General features: G+C 59.2%; 20 protein-coding genes. 8 read left to right on the top strand and 12 right to left on the bottom strand.

The genetic code is table 11. From position 1 onward, the window contains the following. Positions 1 to 7: 7 nt before the first annotated feature. Positions 8 to 997 (bottom strand): DUF1624 domain-containing protein, encoded by a 990-nt coding sequence (locus C7U61_RS09950; RefSeq protein ID WP_106997928.1) that lies wholly within the window; start codon positions 995 to 997, stop codon positions 8 to 10. Between the two features lie 61 nt (positions 998 to 1,058). Continuing rightward, positions 1,059 to 1,751 (bottom strand): DUF599 family protein, encoded by a 693-nt coding sequence (locus C7U61_RS09945; protein WP_106997927.1) that lies wholly within the window; start codon positions 1,749 to 1,751, stop codon positions 1,059 to 1,061. 198 nt (positions 1,752 to 1,949) lie between these two features. Here C7U61_RS09945 and C7U61_RS09940 point away from each other — a divergent pair, with 198 nt between their 5' ends. Both C7U61_RS09940 and C7U61_RS09935 read left to right on the top strand, forming a co-directional pair. After that, the gene (locus C7U61_RS09940) at positions 1,950 to 3,359 is read left to right on the top strand and encodes an L-serine ammonia-lyase (protein ID WP_106997926.1); all 1,410 of its coding nucleotides are present in this window, start codon (positions 1,950 to 1,952) and stop codon (positions 3,357 to 3,359) included. A gap of 58 nt (positions 3,360 to 3,417) precedes the next feature. Next, positions 3,418 to 3,852 (top strand): DUF1489 family protein, encoded by a 435-nt coding sequence (locus C7U61_RS09935; RefSeq protein ID WP_106997925.1) that lies wholly within the window; start codon positions 3,418 to 3,420, stop codon positions 3,850 to 3,852. Here the strand turns inward: C7U61_RS09935 and C7U61_RS09930 are convergent. From C7U61_RS09930 to C7U61_RS09900, 7 genes are all read right to left on the bottom strand, one after another. Then, on the bottom strand, positions 3,849 to 4,124 hold the full coding sequence (locus C7U61_RS09930) for a hypothetical protein (RefSeq protein ID WP_106997924.1): 276 nt from the start codon (positions 4,122 to 4,124) through the stop codon (positions 3,849 to 3,851). The two genes, C7U61_RS09935 and C7U61_RS09930, sit on opposite strands and share 4 nt — an antisense overlap. 125 nt (positions 4,125 to 4,249) lie before the next feature. Beyond that, positions 4,250 to 5,740, bottom strand: coding sequence for a D-alanyl-D-alanine carboxypeptidase (locus tag C7U61_RS09925; protein ID WP_106997923.1), 1,491 nt, complete (start codon positions 5,738 to 5,740; stop codon positions 4,250 to 4,252). A gap of 117 nt (positions 5,741 to 5,857) precedes the next feature. After that, the gene (locus C7U61_RS09920) at positions 5,858 to 6,628 is read right to left on the bottom strand and encodes a hypothetical protein (RefSeq protein ID WP_106997922.1); all 771 of its coding nucleotides are present in this window, start codon (positions 6,626 to 6,628) and stop codon (positions 5,858 to 5,860) included. Between the two features lie 321 nt (positions 6,629 to 6,949). Further along, positions 6,950 to 7,555: a transglutaminase-like cysteine peptidase gene (locus C7U61_RS09915; RefSeq protein ID WP_106997921.1), complete on the bottom strand. Its 606-nt coding sequence runs from the start codon at positions 7,553 to 7,555 to the stop codon at positions 6,950 to 6,952. 391 nt (positions 7,556 to 7,946) lie between these two features. Further along, positions 7,947 to 8,909, bottom strand: a complete 963-nt coding sequence (pip, locus tag C7U61_RS09910) for a prolyl aminopeptidase (RefSeq protein WP_106997920.1) — start codon at positions 8,907 to 8,909, stop codon at positions 7,947 to 7,949. Positions 8,910 to 8,979: 70 nt separating this feature from the next. Further along, the gene (locus C7U61_RS09905; protein ID WP_106997919.1) at positions 8,980 to 9,609 is read right to left on the bottom strand and encodes a PilZ domain-containing protein; all 630 of its coding nucleotides are present in this window, start codon (positions 9,607 to 9,609) and stop codon (positions 8,980 to 8,982) included. Positions 9,610 to 9,738: 129 nt separating this feature from the next. Next, positions 9,739 to 10,356: a PAS domain-containing protein gene (locus tag C7U61_RS09900; protein ID WP_245410779.1), complete on the bottom strand. Its 618-nt coding sequence runs from the start codon at positions 10,354 to 10,356 to the stop codon at positions 9,739 to 9,741. A gap of 417 nt (positions 10,357 to 10,773) precedes the next feature. On the opposite strand from C7U61_RS09900, the gene C7U61_RS09895 reads away from it, so the two are divergent. Both C7U61_RS09895 and C7U61_RS09890 read left to right on the top strand, forming a co-directional pair. After that, positions 10,774 to 11,544 carry a rhomboid family intramembrane serine protease gene (locus tag C7U61_RS09895; protein WP_106997917.1) on the top strand — a complete coding sequence of 257 codons (771 nt, stop codon included), beginning with the start codon at positions 10,774 to 10,776 and terminating at the stop codon, positions 11,542 to 11,544. 165 nt (positions 11,545 to 11,709) lie between these two features. Next, entirely contained in the window at positions 11,710 to 12,144 is a 435-nt protein-coding gene (locus C7U61_RS09890) for a CBS domain-containing protein (RefSeq protein WP_106997916.1), read from the top strand. Between the two features lie 111 nt (positions 12,145 to 12,255). On the opposite strand, the gene C7U61_RS09885 is transcribed toward C7U61_RS09890, so the two are convergent. The 3 genes from C7U61_RS09885 to folE form a co-directional block, all read right to left on the bottom strand. Next, on the bottom strand, positions 12,256 to 13,215 hold the full coding sequence (locus C7U61_RS09885; protein ID WP_106997915.1) for a patatin-like phospholipase family protein: 960 nt from the start codon (positions 13,213 to 13,215) through the stop codon (positions 12,256 to 12,258). Positions 13,216 to 13,323: 108 nt separating this feature from the next. Continuing rightward, entirely contained in the window at positions 13,324 to 13,773 is a 450-nt protein-coding gene (gene hisI, locus C7U61_RS09880; protein ID WP_106997914.1) for a phosphoribosyl-AMP cyclohydrolase, read from the bottom strand. Between the two features lie 25 nt (positions 13,774 to 13,798). Then, on the bottom strand, positions 13,799 to 14,410 hold the full coding sequence (gene folE / locus C7U61_RS09875; protein WP_106997913.1) for a GTP cyclohydrolase I FolE: 612 nt from the start codon (positions 14,408 to 14,410) through the stop codon (positions 13,799 to 13,801). A 402-nt stretch (positions 14,411 to 14,812) separates the two neighbouring features. Between folE and C7U61_RS09870 the strand changes: the two genes are divergently transcribed. The 4 genes from C7U61_RS09870 (at position 14,813) to thrS (ending at position 18,363) form a co-directional block, all read left to right on the top strand. Beyond that, positions 14,813 to 15,277, top strand: coding sequence for an iron-sulfur cluster assembly scaffold protein (locus C7U61_RS09870; RefSeq protein WP_106997912.1), 465 nt, complete (start codon positions 14,813 to 14,815; stop codon positions 15,275 to 15,277). Positions 15,278 to 15,291: 14 nt separating this feature from the next. Next, positions 15,292 to 15,714 (top strand): membrane protein insertion efficiency factor YidD, encoded by a 423-nt coding sequence (gene yidD, locus C7U61_RS09865; RefSeq protein ID WP_106997911.1) that lies wholly within the window; start codon positions 15,292 to 15,294, stop codon positions 15,712 to 15,714. Between the two features lie 5 nt (positions 15,715 to 15,719). Continuing rightward, positions 15,720 to 16,247, top strand: a complete 528-nt coding sequence (locus C7U61_RS09860; RefSeq protein ID WP_106997910.1) for a DUF1697 domain-containing protein — start codon at positions 15,720 to 15,722, stop codon at positions 16,245 to 16,247. Positions 16,248 to 16,374: 127 nt separating this feature from the next. Continuing rightward, the gene (gene thrS, locus C7U61_RS09855) at positions 16,375 to 18,363 is read left to right on the top strand and encodes a threonine--tRNA ligase (RefSeq protein WP_106997909.1); all 1,989 of its coding nucleotides are present in this window, start codon (positions 16,375 to 16,377) and stop codon (positions 18,361 to 18,363) included. The last annotated feature ends 112 nt before the right edge of the window (positions 18,364 to 18,475 follow it).

Genomic DNA, 18,475 nt, shown 5'->3' with positions numbered 1-18,475 from the left:
AACCCTGTCATTGCGCCTCATCCGTGCATTGTATCGCGATTCGGCTTACGCGTTCATCGCTATCTGCTTTGATCGCTCCGGATTCCAGCGATTTGAAGAGATTCTGGCCCTGCAATTTGTCGAGCGTGCACTGGCAGAAGCTGCGGCACATGGCTTCGCTGCCCGAGCGCGTGCATGAAGCCACGCATTGCCTGATATAGCCGACCGCCGGGTCCTGCGGCGGAGCGGGAGCGACCAGCGACAGCAAATAGACAAGGCCAAACAGCACCGGCTGGTGAAGCAGATAGAAGATCAGGCTATGTCGGCCGGTGCGGGCGACGAGATTGCGGCCGGGGCCGAATTTAGCGAGGTGCTTCAGCCAGCCAAGGGAGATCGCCAGTTGCGCCATGCCGATGCCGAACAGAAATGGCGTCAGCCACGGGAAGAGCGGCACGTAGTCGTTCGAACGCCGGATGTTTTCCGAAAGCCCGACCCACCAGAGCCACGGAGCATCGAAGAACGTTGAATGTAGCGATAGTGGCGCGATGACGTTGTCGATCGCGATGCCGACTGCGAGCAATGCCGCGACCAGAAGCGACACGAATGCGGGCAAGCGCAGGAACAGGAGCCCGATAAGACTCGCCGCCGCGATGCTATGGAGAATGCCGAAGAAGATCCATTCATCGCGCATACCGATGAAGGTGACGAGCGAGATCGCGGCAGCGGCAGCCACGATCGTGCCCAATCGTCGCCAGTAGGACCGCCAGCGAATTTCCGGCGTATTGGCAAGCACGAGACTGACGCCGGCCAGGAACAGGAAGGTACTGGCAATGGCGCGGGCATAAAGCTTCAGCAAGCCCGTTTCCGCGGTTCCGGAATCGAGATAGCCGAAGAATTCGAAGTCCCAGGTGCAGTGGTAGCTCGCCATAGCGAGCAGGGCAGCACCGCGCGCCGTATCCAGAATGCCGATGCGAGGCGTCTTTTGCGGAGCATCGGCACTCGCGGCGATGGCGGCCATTACGGAGTCCTTCCAGGCATGAATTCAAGTGCTTGCGGCGGCACGGGCCGACGCGGCCCTGTCATGGCATATCGCCATCCATGATGGCCAGACGGGCGTCGGAAAAAAACTGACGGCGGATCAGCACCACGATGATGAAAACCGTCGTCGCCATGAAGACATAGGGGCTGAGGAACCAGCCGAGATAGCCGATGGATAGGAAGATCGCCCTAAGGCCGGCATTGAAATTGCGCGCGGCGATGATGTTCATGCGCACCACGCGCTCGGCGGCTCTTTCCGCGCCCGGCGGATCGAGAAGGGCTTCCTCGCGCATCGGCAGGGAGCCGAAGAGAATGGTGCAGTAGTTGAACAGGCGGTAAGCCCAGCCGAACTTGAAGAAGGCATAGCCGAAAAGGCAGGCAAGGCCCGCCACCTTGATTTCGAAGGCGGCACGACCGCTATTGAAGATGAAGGGCATATCCGAGAAGAAGGCATTGATCTTGTCGGTGGCGCCCAGAAGCGCAAAGCAGCTGCCGATCGCAAAGATCGATGTGGAGGCGAAGAAGCCGGTACCGTTCTGCAGGCCGGAGAGGATCTGCGTATCGATCATTTTCAGATCGCGGCGCAGCGAATTGTAAATCCATTCGCGGCGACGCTCGTTCATCGCTAATGTCAGGCTGGTGCGACTGAAGAAGCTGGCGCTGCCGGTGATCCAGTTCAGCGCGACCCAAAGAAAGACGAAAAGGGCAAGGGCGACATAGTCGGCAGTCGTCATAAAGGCAGATTCTCCAGATCAATCCGATGTGGACTGTAGCTCAGCGCGTTGGGCGCGCAATGGCCTTCTGTTTGCTTCCCCGGATGCCTATATATAATGTCGCTGCCATGAAATCCGATGTCGGCCAATCGCCGTGCAAGCTTGCCCCGATAGCGTAGCCTTGCCGGAAAACGATTTGCCTGGAGGCACCAAAGGTCCATGTTTCTCTCAGTTTTCGATGTGTTCAAGATCGGTGTGGGACCGTCCAGTTCGCACACGATGGGGCCAATGTCGGCTGCGAATCGCTTCCTAGACCTCTTGCTGTCGAACGAATGGCCGCGGCCGTCTTCGAATGTGCATGTCGAGTCGATCAAGGTCAGCCTGCATGGTTCGCTGGCGCATACGGGTATCGGCCACGGCACGGGAAGGGCCGTCATCCTCGGTCTGATGGGCGAAAAGCCTGATAGCGTGGATCCCGACCATATGGACGGTACTATCGACGAGGTCGAGCGCAGCGGGCGCATCACGCCACCGGGTCATCCGGCCTATCAATTCCAGCCCAAGACCGATCTCGTCTTCGATAAGAAGGTGCCTCTCCCGGGCCATGCCAACGGCATGAGCTTTTCCGCCTTCGACAGGGACGACCGCCTGCTCCTCAAGCGCATCTATTATTCCGTCGGCGGCGGCTTCGTCGTCACCGATACGGAACTGGAGCAGATGAAGGCCGATCGGAAGAAGCCGGCTGCCGCGGGCGAACGCGTTCCTTTCCCTTTTGCCACCGCCAAGCAGATGCTCGAAATGTCCGAGCGCTCCGGCCTCTCCATCGCGCAGATGAAGCGCGCCAATGAAGAGACCCGCATGAGCGCCGAGGAACTGGATGCCGGATTGGACCGCATCTGGGCGGCCATGAGCAGCTGTATCGATCGCGGCCTCAAGGTCGACGGTATCATGCCGGGCGGCCTGAAGGTACGCCGGCGTGCCCGTGCCATCCACGATAAGCTGCAGCAGGAGTGGCGCAGCAACCGTATCAATCCGCTGCTCGCCAACGACTGGCTCAGTGTCTACGCCATGGCCGTCAATGAGGAGAATGCGGCCGGCGGTCGCGTCGTGACGGCACCGACCAATGGCGCGGCGGGCGTCATCCCCGCAACGATCCGCTACTATCAGCATTTTCACGAGGATTGGGATCAGGACGGCATTCGCAACTATCTTCTGACGGCTGCAGCCGTCGGCGGCATCATCAAGCACAATGCCTCGATTTCCGGCGCCGAAGTCGGCTGTCAGGGCGAGGTGGGTTCGGCGGCTGCGATGGCGGCGGCGGGGCTTGCCGCCGTGATGGGTGCGACGCCGGAACAGATCGAGAATGCGGCTGAAATCGCGCTGGAACATCATCTTGGCATGACCTGTGATCCGGTGGCCGGATTGGTGCAAGTGCCGTGCATCGAACGAAACGCGCTTGGTGCCGTCAAGGCGGTCACGGCTGCCTCGCTCGCCATCAAGGGTGACGGCCAGCATTTCGTGCCGCTTGACGCCTGCATCGAAACCATGCGTCAGACCGGTCACGACATGAGCGAGAAATACAAGGAAACCTCCACCGGCGGTCTGGCGGTCAACGTCGTGGAATGCTGAATGTGGACGCCTGATCTAAAAGCTTGACGGTGCCGGCCAAAAGGATTTCAACGGCACCATGGCTTTGCATCTCATCAAATTGTGCGTCGGCGCGGATTCGCTTGATGATCTGCGCGAGTGGGTCTCCGAGCGGGCGATGAACGCCATCGCCGCCGGGCTGGAGCCGCACACGACCCATACGACGCGGATGGTGCCGAAACGAGTGGATGAGCTGCTGGATGGCGGTTCGCTCTATTGGGTGATCAAGGGCCAAGTGCAGGCGAGGCAGAAACTGCTCGGCATCGAGACCTTCACCGATGCGGAAGGTATTCAACGCTGCCGGCTTATCCTCGATCCTAGTGTCGTCGAGACAACTGGCCAACCGCGGCGTCCTTTCCAGGGTTGGCGTTATCTGCCGCAGGAGGACGTGCCGCGCGATCTCGACAGTCTTGGCGCGGCAGCCGAATTGCCCGCCGATCTGCGGCGGGAGCTTTCCGAACTTGGTTTGCTTTAGCGTAGCCGCATCATGATCGGCGCGCGGCCGGTCGGAGCGGTGATGTGCAAATGAATATGCGCTTCCGGCTGTGAATAACGCCAGGCGCGGGCACCATGGCAAAGCAGGATGCCGATCAGATCTTTCGTCTTGCTGCGCGAGCGTGCACGGCTGAGACCCAGATCCGCCAGCCGCATCGCCGCCTCATGCAGCGGATGAAGGGCAAAGCCCTTCGGTTTCATCTTGCCCCCGCCCTCGAGCGAGAAACCGGGAAAGTTCTCGTTCATTGCCATTTCAAAACCCCGTACACGTTACAACTCAGGGCCGGCCCGCTTGACCTCGGAGCCGGAAGATCAGAGCCATAGAAGGCTCCGACCAATTGCCAGAATCATGCGGCGCGAAAACACCCGCCGCATTCCTATTCCATGCTCGCCCAGCACTTCACGCCGGCACGCTTGAGCGCCTTGCAGGCATTCACCGCTTCGCTCTGGTCCTCAAAGCCGCCGAAACGGGCACGGTAACCGCCATCGAAGGCGACTGCATAGGGCTTGGCCGAACGCAATGCCTTGCCGGCTTTGCTCTTCGCCGTATCAAGCAGGTCGGTCGCGCCATCCTTGCTCGAAGAAACGCCAATCTGAACGATCCAGCCGGTAGGTCCGCGCGCAGCTTTGGTCGCCTTTGCAACCTTCTCTGTCTTTTCCGTCCGCTGCAGATTTGCAGCGTTCTTGGAGGTCGATGCAGTCGTTACGGTATCGATCTCATCCTCGTCAGCATCGTCCGAAGGCCCGCCGGAGGCTGTCTCGTCATAGGCCGAGCGCGTCACCGGCTCCGGTTTTGCCGACAGCAATGGATTGGAGGATCGCGGCGTTGCCGCTGCGAAGGCCGCGGCACTGGAAGGGCTGGAATCGGCGACTTCCGGCGCCCCATTATTCTTGATCTTTGCGCGGCTGATATCTGCCATGCGTGCACTGGCTGCCTGCACATTGGGCGATGCGGCCGGTACCTGTGCGATCACATTGGAAGCAATATGTTTCGTCGATGCCTTGGGCAAATATTCGGCGATCAGCTTGCGCATCTGATTGTCGCGAGCCGGTGTCGAGGTGCCGCCGAGTACGACACCCACGATGGAACGACCGTCCACTTTCACGGAGGTCGCCAGGTTATAGCCGGCGGCACGCGTGTAACCGGTCTTGATGCCATCGACGCCGCGGACGGAGCCGATCAGGCGATTGTGGCCGAGGATCGTGCGATTGCCGAGGCGGAAGCTCGTTTCGGAGAAGAAGCCGTAATATTCCGGGAAGTGTTCACGCAAAGCGATACCGAGGCGGGCCTGGTCGCGTGCCGTCGTCATCTGGGCCGTGTTCGGCAGGCCATTCGGGTTGCGATAGGTCGTGCGCGTCATGCCGAGCGCTCGTGCCTTATCGTTCATCATCCGGGCAAAACCTTCCTCCGAGCCGCCGAGCATCTCGCCGAGCGCCATCGCGGCGTCGTTGGCCGACTTGGTAACGATGCCGAGGATCGCCTCGCGCACGGTTACCGAGCGGCCGGCACCGATGCCGAGCTTCGTCGGCGCCTGAGCGGCGGCATTCTTTGAGAAGACGACGGGAGTATCCAGGGTGATACGTCCGGCCTCAAGCGCTTCGAAGGTCAGATAGACCGTCATCATCTTGGTTAGCGAGGCAGGATAGTGGAGCGTGTCGGCATTCTCGCTATAGAGAACATTGCCCGTATTGGCGTCGATAACGATGCCGGCATATTTCGGGCCGGCGGCACTGGCGTCAATCACGGTCACCGTGATCGTCGCCGTCACGATCGAAAAACCAAGAAGCGCTCTCGCCAGAATCTTACCGGTTTGAGACGACGAAACGGGTAGAATGGATCTGGACACTAAATTACTCTCTGCTTGCATTTACATTCTCGATTATCCGGCCGCCGCCTCCATGAACGGCCGTTCCGTTCGACAGTAGAGGCTTAGCGTTACCAATCGGTTTATGATGAACAGCTGGTTTCAGGTTTCTGTGCCATTTTAGCGGCCGCCCTCAGCCATTGCCGCAGGCGCGGCATTATCCACAAGGCGTGTCTTGACGAAGTCCTGGACGGCGGCGTCCATCGTGCGCCAATCCCGGAGCTGATTGCTGGAAAAACGATAAAGAACGCTCAAATCCTTGCCGAGCTTGACGTCCCTCTGGCAGTCGCCGCTCGTCGCCGAGGCTGGCGAAGAGGGCAGGAGGCAGCGCACGACATAGTCGGCTTCGCCGGATCGCGGGGCGGTCAAAAGAATTTCGCCATTATAGCCGGCGTCGGCGCGAAGCCGGTGCGCTGTCAGGCCAAAGGGGCCGGCATAGGGAGCGCCGTCCATCAATTGCGAATAGATTGGACCGAGCCGGCCGGACATATCCCGGGACATCGTGCTCTGGCTGATCTGGAGAAAGATCAGCGAGGACGACTGCGAGATATCGTCAAAGCGCAACCGATCGGCTTCGCTAAAACCCTGCAACTGCGGCCAGGTCAGATAGAGATCGACGCGCTCGGCCGCGCCGTCCGTGCGCTCGCTGGGAAAGCGGATGGTGTTTGCGGCAAGGCGTATCGTGTCGTCACCGATCGTGATGGAGATGGGTTTGGTGTCGGTCGTATGGCCCGCGAGAGAAATTTTCTCGCCAAGCCAGTTTCCACCGACGCATATGGCGACGGTAAGCGCAGCCAGGACGGCGACACCTGCCATCAGCCGGCAGACAAAACCGCTCGATATCAGCGGCCTTTCTTCGACCATTGCGGCGGGCGATGGAGGAGGAGCCATGTTCTTGCCTTCATATCCTTCCGCTGGCCATCATCGATGCGAGTACCGAGGCGCCCGACTTTTGAGTCTCGTTGAAAATATGATTGGCGCCACGATGGTTAATCAACGGTTAAATATAGGTCGCAACCCGTGCTAATGGCACAGTTAATTCGCCGGGATGTTCAGCGCCTGTCTTGCGGGCGGCCGCGAAATGAAAAGAGCCGCTCCCGGGACAGTGGGAACGGCTCAGAGGCACCGGCCTGGACAGAAATCAGGGGACAAGACCGGGCCTCTGACTTTTACCACCGACGCTAGGTCGCCGGTGATCTGGTATTGGGAGGCTTATTTCAAGCTGCCGACCGCGACGGTGCGTCCGTCTTGGATCTTGACCCAGCGAGCCGGGTGATCGGCGGACTGGCGCTTCAGGAAGGTGTATTCGGTCTCCGACCAGAGCTTCACCTTGTTGCGCATGTTATCGAGAATGAAATCGCCACGATCCGTGCGGACGGTCAAGACGGCGTGGCCTTCGCCGTTCGGTTGCAGCACGACGGTCATGAGCAGATCGGAAGGCGAGAAGCCGGCATCGATGAGCTGCTTGCGCTTCAGGAGCGCGAAATCCTCGCAGTCACCGGCGGTGGTCGGGATCGCCCACTTTTCCTCGACACCGTAAAGTTCCATGTCGGTCATCGGCTTGATGGTCGTATTGACCGTGTAGTTGACCTTCAGGATCGTCTTCCAGCTATCCTGGTTGAGGATCATCGGCCCTGCATCGCCACCGGAATAGGCGCACTCGCGCGGATTTTCCTTGCAGAACTCGTAATGGCCGATCGGCGGAGCAGCGTCGCCCGTTATCGTCATGTTGGCGGGTGCTGCCTGCGCAGGACCGAAGAAGCCCAGAGCAGAAAGCGCCAGAGCGGCAAAGCCGCGAAGTGCGATTTGAAAGTTCATGTCCCTGTCCCTGTTTTATTGGGATCAGAATGACACGCGTGATTTTATCTGACGGAAAATTGCACAGTTAAATTAATGGCTTAGTTGAATCAAATCTGGAGAAAATTCTCATAAAATACACAGAAAACTTGATTCAACTTCGCGGCAAATTCGATTAAAATTTGAGGAATTTCGCTATGGATTGCAGGGGCGCAAAAGTCTGAGATCGGCTGTTTCAGAAGGCTTTTCAACAGCGAGGAGCGTTAACATCCGCGCACGGTTTCAGGCGGCAAACATATTGTCTCGATACAGAACACATGTGGGACGGGGTGGGTTGGACATCGGAAATAGCTGAAATGGCCTTCACCTGTCCCATTTTGGGAAAGTCGGCTCGAAAAAATATTTTTGCGTTTTATTGCCGGATATACCGGCGAAGCCCATCGGTCGCGCGGGTGATGGCGGCGGCCATCTCCGCGACTGCCGGCGAGTGAGCCGCGTTCGCAACAATCACCAGCTCCGCCTCCGACCATGCCCGCGACAATTCCCAGGCTGTGACAAGCGGTGCCTCCAGATCCATGCGACCATGGATCATCGTGCAGGGAATATCGGCGAGCCGATGGATATCGCGCAGGATCTGCCGCTCCTCGAGCCAAGCCAGATGGTGGAAATAGTGGGTGATGATCCGGGCGCGCGCCGTCAGATAGCGTGGATCGGACCACCGCGGCGATAGGGTTGCGCGCGGATCGATGAAGATCGAGGCGCCTTCCCATTCGTGCCAATCCCTGGCCGCCTGCACATGGATTGCCGGATCGGGATCCCGCAGAAGGCGATAGTAGGCGGCGACCAGATTATCATCGCGATCCGTCTCGGGCACTGCGGCCCGAAAGCGCGCCCATTCCGCTGGAAAGAAACGACCGAGACCTTGATAGAGCCAATCGATTTCCGATTGTCTGGTCATGGTGATGCCAACGAGGAGCAAGCTTTCCACTCGTTGCGGATGGGTTTCGCCGTAGGCGAGGGTAAGCGTGCAGCCCCAGGAGTTGCCGAATACGATCCAGCGCTCGATGTCGAGGTGCAACCGCAATCGTTCGATATCGGCTATGGTGTGCCATGTCGTATTGGCCGAGAGATCGATCGCCGGTTCCGACGCATGCGGGAGACTGCCGCCACAGCCACGCTGGTCGAATTGAATGATGCGATAATGTTGCGGGTCGAAATAGCGCCGCGCCCCGGCCGAGCTGCCGGACCCCGGACCGCCGTGCAGGATGAGGACCGGCGCGCCCGCAGGATTGCCCGACTGCGTCCAGTAGATCCGCTGGCCGTCGCCTACCTCAAGCAGGCCGTCATCGAAAGGGGTTATGTCCGGAAAAAGCATGTTGCCGTCACGCAGGGAGAAGAAGACAGCGTCTTTATTCTCGACACTGCGTGACGGGAAGATGACGGTATCAGAGAAATTCGCGCAGAGTTTCGCGTGATTGCAGCGACAGGAATTCGATTGCGACGCCCTCCATGAAATGGCGCACGACGCGGCCGCGCATATTGCCGAGACGCACCGGCGTCCCGATGGTCGGCCGCACTTCGACATCGACCGCCGCGCCGGAGAGGGAGAGATCCATGATACGGCAGTGATATTGCGTACCATCGTCGAGCGTGAGCTCGCTGCGGGTATTGCGCGGCGTCAGACGATCGTGGCGGCGATCTTCCGGCAGACCTAGTTCATGTTTGTTGGCAAGCCAGGTCAACTGCGCCGCAAGCTTTTCACGTTTGCGCTCGGTCGCGTTGATCGACATGGTAAAGCCGCGGCCATCGACCGCAACGACATAGCCCTCGACGCGGCCGAGGTGGTCGATGTAGGCGACGACCCGCTCATCGGCACGCGGCCGGCCCAAGCAGGTCACATGAAGATCACCCGGCGACATCTCCGTCACAACGCATTCGAACTCCTCATAATTCGCCAGCATCAGACGACCCTGCATATTGATCGGGACCCGCTGAAAGGTCCGCTGATCGTTACGAGCAGCATTGCCTGTCATTTGATTGGGCCGCGTTGCTTGGGCCGGCTGGAATGAGTGCATGGAGGCGTCTTGAATCCTATTGCGTCTCATCCAACTATTAGCCGCAACTCCTTAAAGTAAGGTTGTCTTTCCCGAGACATAAAACACAGATGATCGCTGATCCTGTTCCACGCTGGGTCAATTCTCATTCTATCGCGCCCCGTTTTTTGCTTGAATCAACTTTCGGCGCACCCATTCACCAAGGCTCGTGCTTTCCTGATGCGACAGAAGATTCATGGGCTCGGGATGGGCAGGCGCATCGATAAGCCGCATGCGGCGCTCGCGAAGCAGCCGGCTGCGGTCCAGCGCCAGAAACTCCAGGCGTTCATTGCCGAGCCAAGCCGAGTGAACGGCAGGTGACAGGCTGCCCAGCAGTCTGTCACACGTATCGTGGGCGGTGCGAACCGGCAGCAACATCATCTCGAAGGTCATGCTGCGGCCGCTGATACAATAGCCCGTCGCATGGACCAATGCGGGAACCGCATGGTTCATCACGCCCGCGGCTATGCGAATGGGATCATCCTGCTGGCTGCCGGCCCAAAGCGCCGCGAAACTCTCGCCGCGGATCTCGCGGCCCATGAGGTTGCAGATTGCCGTGCCGGCCAGGCGGAACCGAGGGTTGTCATCCGCCGTATTTTCCAGGACGAACAGCTCGGGAAGAATGTGACCGATTGCCGATGGCTGTATCAAGTTGCGCAGGGGCGCATCCGCGTTGCCGCGTATATGCTCCCAATAGGTAAATACCTCTATGCTTGTCTTGTGGCGCATGATGCGTTCGTGTCCCATTTCACTTCAAATACAAGGGCATTCATTGCCCTCGAAGCTGACATTGCGAATTCCATGCCAGAACCGCGCCGTTAGGGTTAACGAGGAGTTTCGGTTGCCTTGGCGGCCCGCCGATGCCAGTCTTTGTTCATCACTTCACCCAGTGACCTTCAGCACGAATTTGCGGGCGCCGGACGAACCATAAAGGTCAGATCCGGGGAGGAGCGCCCCGGCATGCCGCCCGACACCACGGGCGGCTTTTTTTTTGATTTTCGCTGCGTTATGTGTCGATGACTTCCGGAGCCTTTCTGCTTTTCTTCGAATCGCGAAAACGCTCCATCCCTTTGTTCTACGCAATTCCGGACGGAAAACCGCTTCGCACTTTTCCTGGAGTTGCTCTATCGACAAGCAGAGCAAGACATGGATGACGAACAGCTGCCGCGCCCAGAGCCGGAAAATCCGCGGCCGCAGCAGCGAGCCCCGGCCTTCAACTTGCCTCCTGCCATTCTGGCGAGCCTGGCCGTTCTGATCGTCGTTTTCGCGGTCATGAATCTTCCGTGGTGGTCGGACGATACGCTGAATTGGATTTATTTCGCCTTCAGCTTCATCCCGGCGCGCTATGCCTTTCCCTTGTCCCAGCAGGGGCTGGAATGGCTTTGGACGCCCGTCACCTATTCGCTGCTGCACGGCGGGATCGAGCATATCGTGTTTAACAGCCTCTGGCTGATGGTCTTTGCGGCGCCCGTGGCTAGACGCATCGGTGCCGTGCGCTACGTGATTTTCTGGATTTTCTCGTCTGCGGCCTCGGCCTTCCTGCATGCGGCGCTCTATTGGGGAGATCAGACGCTGTTGATCGGTGCATCAGGCGTCGTCTCAGCGTTGATGGGGGCGGCTTGCCGCTTTGTGTTTCCGGCCATGGACGGTCGCAGAGTGTCCATGCGGCAGGCGCATCTAAACCCGCGCCTCAGCATTTTAGCCTCGCTTCGAAGCCGGACAGTCGTGGCCTATATCATCATGTGGGTTGCCGGCAACGCGCTCGTTGCCTTCGGTATCAATCTTGCCGGCGATAGTTCACAGCCGGTGGCGTGGGATGCTCACATCGGCGGCTTCCTGTTCGGCTTCCTCCTTTTCGCCCCCTTCGACAAGCAGCCGCCCGTGGAAGCTCGGGAACCTATGCCACTCGATGAATGAGCTGTTGCTTTCTGACTGACACAGGCGCACCATTGGCATCCGTCGATCGTGGGATGAGGAGATCGACCGACGGACGGGCAAGGCGCCGGTTTGAGCTCCGGGGGTAATTTCGGAACATATCGGACGCCTCAGGTGTTCATCACGCTTTCGAGATGGGAGGATCGAATGTCAGTTTCCGTAAAGGCCATACTTGAAGCCAAGGGCCGGAACGTCGTTACGACGGGCGGCAATACGACGGTTGCAGAGGCCGCGAAAATTCTGAATGAGAATCGCATCGGCGCTATCGTCGTTGTCGGACCGGGCGGCAAGATTTCCGGCATCTTCACCGAGCGGGATGTGGTCAATGCCGTTGCCAAGCAGGGGCAGGAATGCCTCGACAAGCCGATCGCTTCGATGATGACCGCCAAGGTGCACCGCTGCAAGGAAGATACGACGATCGACGAATTGATGGAGCTAATGACGATGCGCCGCTTCCGCCACGTTCCCGTCGAGGAAAAAGGCAAGCTTTCCGGCATCATCTCCATCGGCGACGTCGTCAAATGGCGCATCCGCGAGATCGAACTCGAGGCCGAGCAGATCAAGGCCTATATCGCCGGGTGAGGAGACATTCGGGACGTTCGAAGCAATCGACCTCGCCGGCCGATTGCCGCGATCGGCTTCGCAAGCAGAAGCGAAGGCGAAGCTCATTTTCACAGATTTTCAGATTACATCCTAGCGCGCGTAGGTTTCCTGCATGCGGCGGATTTCCGGCAATCTCGCAAGAGCCTCCTCATAGCCGCGTTCGATAGCTTCGCCGGCACGATGAAATTCCGAAAGACCGATATCGCTAAGACGTGGATGCAGCGCAAGATCCGGCGGATCTCCGGCCAAACGGGCGCGGGCAATCCTATCCTGGATGATGTTGAAAGCCTGCACCATGACTCCCGTCATGCCGAGTTTCATGGGCGGCGCGTCATCACGCCGCAACAAATCTCCGTTCGGCTGTCCGACATTGTGCTTGACCACGGCCGAGCGACCGAAAAGGTCGTAATTCAGGTTGACCGCCGCCACCAGCGGCTGCTCATACGAACGGCATACCGAAACCGGGACGGGATTGACGAGGGCGCCATCGACCAAGGTACGGCCATTGCTTCGTACCGGCTCGAAAATGCCGGGCAGGGCATAGGAAGCCCTCAGCGCCGTGATCAGGGAGCCGTTGGCGATCCAGACTTCATGCCCGGTATTCAACTCCGATGCGACGGCGACAAAGGAGCGGTCCAAATCCTCGATCGAGAGGCCTTCCAAGTGCTCCTGCATGCGTTTGGTCAGCCGCATGCCGCCAAACAGGCCGCTGCCGCCAATGGTCAGGTCGAGAAGACCGGCAATGCGGCGCATCGTCAGCGAACGGGCAAAGGCTTCCAGTTCGTCGAGCTTGCCGGCAAGATAGCAGCCGCCTACCAGGGCGCCGATCGACGTGCCGGCGATCATGCCGACTTCAATGCCTGCCTCGTCGAGCGCGCGCAGAACGCCGATATGCGCCCAGCCACGGGCAGCACCGCCGCCGAGGGCCAGCGCAATCTTGACTTTCCTGGGAGGAGCCGGAGGGAGAAGTGGATTGGAGGTATCCTGCGAGGGGCCTGAACCCGTCAGGTTCTGTCCGCCGTTGTGACGATTCAACCCCCAATTCAGCATTTAACCGCCTCCTCCAAGGCTCCATGTGCCTCGGCTAAAATCCTGTCCCTTTTTCGTTTCGAAATCGTATACTGGTTGTATCTGATTGAAACACCATCATCGATAGGTCTATTGCTTGTAGACTTCTTCCGGATTGAAGTGCAGGTGATCGTCGACCACGCTCAGTACCGGCTTGCCATCTTCAAGCTCGACCGTTCGATAGAAACAGGAACGACGGCCAGTATGGCATGTTGCGTCATGTCCGGCCACCTCCACTTTCAGCCAGATCGCATCCTGATCACAATCCGTGCGGATCTCCTTCACCGATTGCAGATTTCCGGAGGTTTCGCCCTTTTTCCAGATTTTACCGCGCGAGCGGCTGAAATAATGCGCAGTGCCTGTCTTGATCGTCAGGGCGAGCGCCTCGGCGTTCATATGCGCGACCATGAGCAGCTCGCCATCGTGCGCATCGGTCACGATCGCGGTAATCAGGCCGCGATCGTCGAAACGAGGGGTGAAATCGCCGGCATCCTCGAGTTCGGATTTATCCTCGGATGGCGCATTGAAAATCAGATTCATCTCCGGCTCTTTCATTGAAGCCCGGTCAGCGACCCCGGACCAAAGACATGAAGCGGGCCTGCTCGGCCGGATCGGCCTTGAAGGCGCCCGTGAAAGTCATCGTGAGCGTCGAAGAACCCTGCTTCTGTACGCCGCGCATCGCCATGCACATATGCTCCGCCTCGATCATGACGGCGACGCCGCGCGGACGCAGGGTATCGTCGATCGCATTGGCGATCTGCGCCGTCATGGCTTCCTGCGTCTGCAGGCGACGACCGAAGATTTCGACGACGCGGGCGATCTTGGACAGGCCAAGCACGCGGCCGTTCGGCAGATAGCCGACATGGGCCTTGCCTATGATTGGCACCATATGGTGTTCGCAATGGGAGAAAAACGGAATATCGCGCACGAGGACGATGTCGTCGTAACCCGAAACCTCTTCGAAGGTTCGACCGAGCACATCTTCGGGATTCATGTCATATCCGGCGAAAAGCTCGCGATAGGCCTTGGCAACACGTGCAGGCGTATCCAGCAGGCCTTCGCGCTGCGGATCGTCGCCGGCCCAGCGAAGCAGAACGCGGACTGCGTCTTCGGCTTCCTTCTGCGACGGGCGTTCGGAGTCAATGGATTGCGGAAAGTTCTTTACAATGGCGTCCATTACCTGTGGTTCTCCTGATCCGCGCTAAGCGGATATCATCTTGTCGGACTCGCCACTGGCATTCCCCGAGGTACGGAGTTGTGTACCTTTGGCGGGCTCCGGGGCGTTCTGGCTGGCGGACAAGCCTGCCGTCCTGCACGGTTTCCCATCAAACTTACAGAAGACCATTGCATTTCGATGGTCTTCGAACGACATACATATAGTATGGCATTGTCCCTGTGAAAGTGTCCTAAACGGACACGCTGTGTTTTTTGTTACGAAACGCTGGAGCCGGATAATTTTGGGTCCGCTCGACCTAAAATCCAAATCCGCTCTGGATCGATTAAATAGAGCATGAAGTCGTCCGAAAACCGCCTACACTTTTCGGCATCATGCGCTAACGGGTGCATCGGAGCGAAATCTGTGATGGACGACATCTACAACAGCAAAATCCTGGAGTTTGCCGGCAATATCGGCCGCATCGGCAGCCTTCCCGACGCCGATGCCAGCGCCCAGGCCCATTCCAGACTGTGCGGTTCCCGCGTCAAAATCTGGTTGAAAATGGACGGCGATGTCGTGACCGATTTTGCCCATGACGTCAAGGCCTGCGCGCTCGGCCAGGCATCGTCGTCGATCATGGCGCTCCATGTCGTCGGCGCTTCGGCGGGTGAGGTGCGCAAGGCTCGTGAAGACATGCTTGCCATGCTCAAGGCCGATGGCGAGGGCCCCAGCGGACGCTTCGAGGATATGCGCTACCTGAAGCCCGTGAGGGATTACAAGGCACGCCATGCCTCGACCATGCTGACATTTGATGCCGTCGTGGACGCGATCGAGCAGATCGAAGCGGCGCGCGAGGGCGGAAGTGCCAAGACAGCCGAAGCTGTCTGACAGGGGCGCCGATCATGTGCCAATTCTGTCTCATGCAGGACGAGGATGAAGATGACGGCGGTGCTGCACCCTCCAGGCGAGCACGGCACGACACGTCACCAGCGGGCGACAAGGCGATGAAGTCCCGTAATTACACCGGACCTTTCCGCAAGACGCCCGACCGGCTTTTCGGCATGGGCCTTATTCGCCTCTATCAGCTGACGCTTTCCGGCTTCGTCGGCAATTCATGCCGCCATATCCCGACCTGCTCGGAATATGGCTATGAAGCGGTCGCCCGCCACGGGCTTTGGGCCGGCGGGTGGATGACGCTGTTTCGCGTGGCGCGCTGCGGCCCGGGAGGCACAAGCGGGCTCGATCCGGTGCCTGCCGAGCTGGGGCTGCGCTATCACTGGTGGACGCCCTGGCGCTATTTTCGCCTCGGACGGAAGGCTGCCTGACCCATATGGCCGTTTATGTCGCGCTGCTCTACAGCATCGTCCTAGGCCCAGGCCGGAGGGTCGTCATGACCGATCTGAAGGCGATGGCGGAGAGGTTGGGTTTTCGCAATGCCCGCACGCTTGTCGCAACCGGCAATCTCGTGTTCGAGGCCGAGAGACAGCCGATCGCTTCGGTCGAAGCGAAACTCGAGACCGGCTTTGCCGCAGCATTCGGAAAGCATATCGACATCATAGTGCGCGATGCCGACACATGGCTGAAACTTGCCGACGGCAATCCGTTCCTCGAGGGGATCGGCAGTGAAGTCATCATCCGCGTCATGCGCCGGCCGCTCGAGCCTCAAGTCCTCGACGTGCTGAGGAAGTATCGGCAGAATGAGCGCATGGCTATTGTTGATGGCGATCTCTGGATCGATTTCGGCCTCAAGGCCAGCGACACGAAGCTGCTGCCGGCCCTGACGACGCAACGCCTGGGCGTCGGAACGATGCGGAATTGGAACACCGTGCGCGGTTTGGCCAAGATGATCCGGACCTAGCACCGCTTTTCCTTTACTAGAATAGGAAATACCGCTATCAGGCGCGCGGACTTCAGTACGCATTACTCGGTCCGTATCTTTCGAAACCACCCGCATTCGTTGGCGGGACTGGACAAGGAGAATATCGATGTCCCAATCCGTTTCCCTGACATTTCCCGATGGTTCCGTGCGCAGCTTTGCTGCCGGCACGACCGGTCGCGATGTCGCCGAATCCATTTCCAAGTCGCTGGCCAAGAAGGCTGTCGCCATTGCGCTTGACGGCACCGTCCGCGATCTTTCCGATCCGGTGACGGATGGCAAGATCGAGATCATCACCCGATCGGATGACCGGGCGCTGGAGCTCATCCGCCACGACACCGCGCACGTTCTCGCCGAAGCCGTACAGGAACTTTGGCCGGGAACGCAGGTAACGATCGGTCCGGTCATCGAAAACGGCTTCTATTACGACTTCGCCAAGAACGAGCCGTTCACGCCCGATGATCTTCCTGTGATCGAGAAGCGGATGCGCGAGATCATCCAGCGCAACAAGCCGTTCACCAAGGAAATCTGGTCGCGCGAAAAGGCGCGGGAAGTCTTTGCCGCCAAGGGCGAGAACTACAAGGTGGAACTGGTTGACGCCATTCCCGAAGGTCAGGATCTGAAGATCTATTACCAGGGCGACTGGTTCGACCTCTGCCGCGGTCCGCACATGGCCTCGACCGGCCAGATCGGCAACGCCTTCAAGCTGATGAAGGTCGCCGGCGCCTATTGGCGTGGGGACAGCAACAATCCGATGCTAACCCGCATCTACGGCACGGCATTCGCCGAGCAGGCGGATCTGGACAATTACCTGCACATTCTTGCCGAAGCCGAGAAGCGCGACCATCGCCGTCTCGGCCGCGAAATGGACCTGTTCCATTTCCAGGAAGAAGGCCCCGGCGTCGTCTTCTGGCACGGCAAGGGCTGGCGCATGTTCCAGACGCTCGTGTCCTATATGCGCCGGCGGCTGCAGGGCGACTATCAGGAGGTCAACGCGCCGCAGGTGCTCGACAAGTCGCTTTGGGAGACTTCCGGTCACTGGGGCTGGTATCGCGACAACATGTTCAAGGTCACCGTCGCCGGCGACGATACCGACGACGATCGCGTCTTCGCGCTGAAGCCGATGAACTGCCCGGGCCATATTCAGATCTTCAAGCATGGCTTGAAGTCTTACCGCGAACTGCCGATCCGGCTTGCGGAATTCGGTGCGGTCCATCGCTACGAGCCTTCGGGCGCGCTGCATGGGCTGATGCGCGTGCGCGGCTTCACGCAGGACGATGCGCACATCTTCTGCACCGATGAGCAGATGGCTGCCGAATGCCTGAAGATCAACGACCTGATCCTGTCGGTTTACGAGGACTTCGGCTTCAAGGAGATCGTCGTCAAGCTCTCGACCCGCCCGGAAAAGCGCGTCGGTTCGGACGAGCTCTGGGATCGCGCCGAAAGCGTGATGATGGACGTGCTGAAGACGATCGAGGCGCAGTCCGAAGGACGCATCAAGACCGGCATTCTGCCGGGCGAGGGCGCTTTCTATGGTCCGAAGTTCGAATATACGCTCAAGGACGCCATCGGCCGTGAATGGCAGTGCGGCACGACCCAGGTCGATTTCAACCTGCCGGAGCGCTTCGGTGCCTTCTACATCGACCAGCACTCGGAAAAGACGCAGCCGGTCATGATCCACCGCGCCATCTGCGGCTCGATGGAGCGTTTCCTCGGCATTCTGATCGAGAACTTTGCCGGGCACATGCCGCTCTGGGTCTCGCCGCTGCAGGTTGTCGTTGCAACCATTACCTCGGAAGCCGATGCCTATGGCGAAGAGGTGGCGGAAGCGCTGCGCGATGCCGGTCTCGATGTCGAAACCGATTTCCGCAACGAGAAGATCAACTACAAGATCCGCGAGCATTCGGTGACGAAGGTGCCGGTCATCATCGTCTGCGGCAAGAAGGAAGCCGAAGAGCGTTCCGTCAATATCCGCCGCCTCGGCAGCCAATCGCAAACGTCCATGTCGCTCGACGAGGCGATTGCATCGCTTGCTCTCGAAGCAACGCCGCCGGACATTCTGCGCAAGCGCGAGGCACGGCGCGTCAAGGCCGCTTGATGCCTCCATATCCGACGGCACCTTCAGGGTGCCGTCAGAGAACTGACATACGACTTTCATATAATTGTTGAATCAACGCGTTGCTGTGGCTGCAGCATGGGACGCAACTGAG

The sequence above is a fragment of the Rhizobium sp. JAB6 genome, from assembly GCF_003024605.1.
Taxonomy (GTDB): domain Bacteria; phylum Pseudomonadota; class Alphaproteobacteria; order Rhizobiales; family Rhizobiaceae; genus Rhizobium.
The sequence above is the reverse complement of the archived record's forward strand: the minus strand, read 5'-3'. Positions and strand labels throughout refer to the sequence as shown.

Coding starts and splice junctions, on each gene's coding strand:
- C7U61_RS09950 (WP_106997928.1), bottom strand. CDS start 997: ATGGCCGCCATCGCCGCGAGTGCCGATGCTCCGCAAAAGACGCCTCGC.
- C7U61_RS09945 (WP_106997927.1), bottom strand. CDS start 1,751: ATGACGACTGCCGACTATGTCGCCCTTGCCCTTTTCGTCTTTCTTTGG.
- C7U61_RS09940 (WP_106997926.1), top strand. CDS start 1,950: ATGTTTCTCTCAGTTTTCGATGTGTTCAAGATCGGTGTGGGACCGTCC.
- C7U61_RS09935 (WP_106997925.1), top strand. CDS start 3,418: ATGGCTTTGCATCTCATCAAATTGTGCGTCGGCGCGGATTCGCTTGAT.
- C7U61_RS09930 (WP_106997924.1), bottom strand. CDS start 4,124: ATGGCAATGAACGAGAACTTTCCCGGTTTCTCGCTCGAGGGCGGGGGC.
- C7U61_RS09925 (WP_106997923.1), bottom strand. CDS start 5,740: ATGCAAGCAGAGAGTAATTTAGTGTCCAGATCCATTCTACCCGTTTCG.
- C7U61_RS09920 (WP_106997922.1), bottom strand. CDS start 6,628: ATGGCTCCTCCTCCATCGCCCGCCGCAATGGTCGAAGAAAGGCCGCTG.
- C7U61_RS09915 (WP_106997921.1), bottom strand. CDS start 7,555: ATGAACTTTCAAATCGCACTTCGCGGCTTTGCCGCTCTGGCGCTTTCT.
- pip (WP_106997920.1), bottom strand. CDS start 8,909: ATGCTTTTTCCGGACATAACCCCTTTCGATGACGGCCTGCTTGAGGTA.
- C7U61_RS09905 (WP_106997919.1), bottom strand. CDS start 9,609: ATGCACTCATTCCAGCCGGCCCAAGCAACGCGGCCCAATCAAATGACA.
- C7U61_RS09900 (WP_245410779.1), bottom strand. CDS start 10,356: ATGCGCCACAAGACAAGCATAGAGGTATTTACCTATTGGGAGCATATA.
- C7U61_RS09895 (WP_106997917.1), top strand. CDS start 10,774: ATGGATGACGAACAGCTGCCGCGCCCAGAGCCGGAAAATCCGCGGCCG.
- C7U61_RS09890 (WP_106997916.1), top strand. CDS start 11,710: ATGTCAGTTTCCGTAAAGGCCATACTTGAAGCCAAGGGCCGGAACGTC.
- C7U61_RS09885 (WP_106997915.1), bottom strand. CDS start 13,215: ATGCTGAATTGGGGGTTGAATCGTCACAACGGCGGACAGAACCTGACG.
- hisI (WP_106997914.1), bottom strand. CDS start 13,773: ATGAATCTGATTTTCAATGCGCCATCCGAGGATAAATCCGAACTCGAG.
- folE (WP_106997913.1), bottom strand. CDS start 14,410: ATGGACGCCATTGTAAAGAACTTTCCGCAATCCATTGACTCCGAACGC.
- yidD (WP_106997911.1), top strand. CDS start 15,292: ATGTGCCAATTCTGTCTCATGCAGGACGAGGATGAAGATGACGGCGGT.
- C7U61_RS09860 (WP_106997910.1), top strand. CDS start 15,720: ATGGCCGTTTATGTCGCGCTGCTCTACAGCATCGTCCTAGGCCCAGGC.
- thrS (WP_106997909.1), top strand. CDS start 16,375: ATGTCCCAATCCGTTTCCCTGACATTTCCCGATGGTTCCGTGCGCAGC.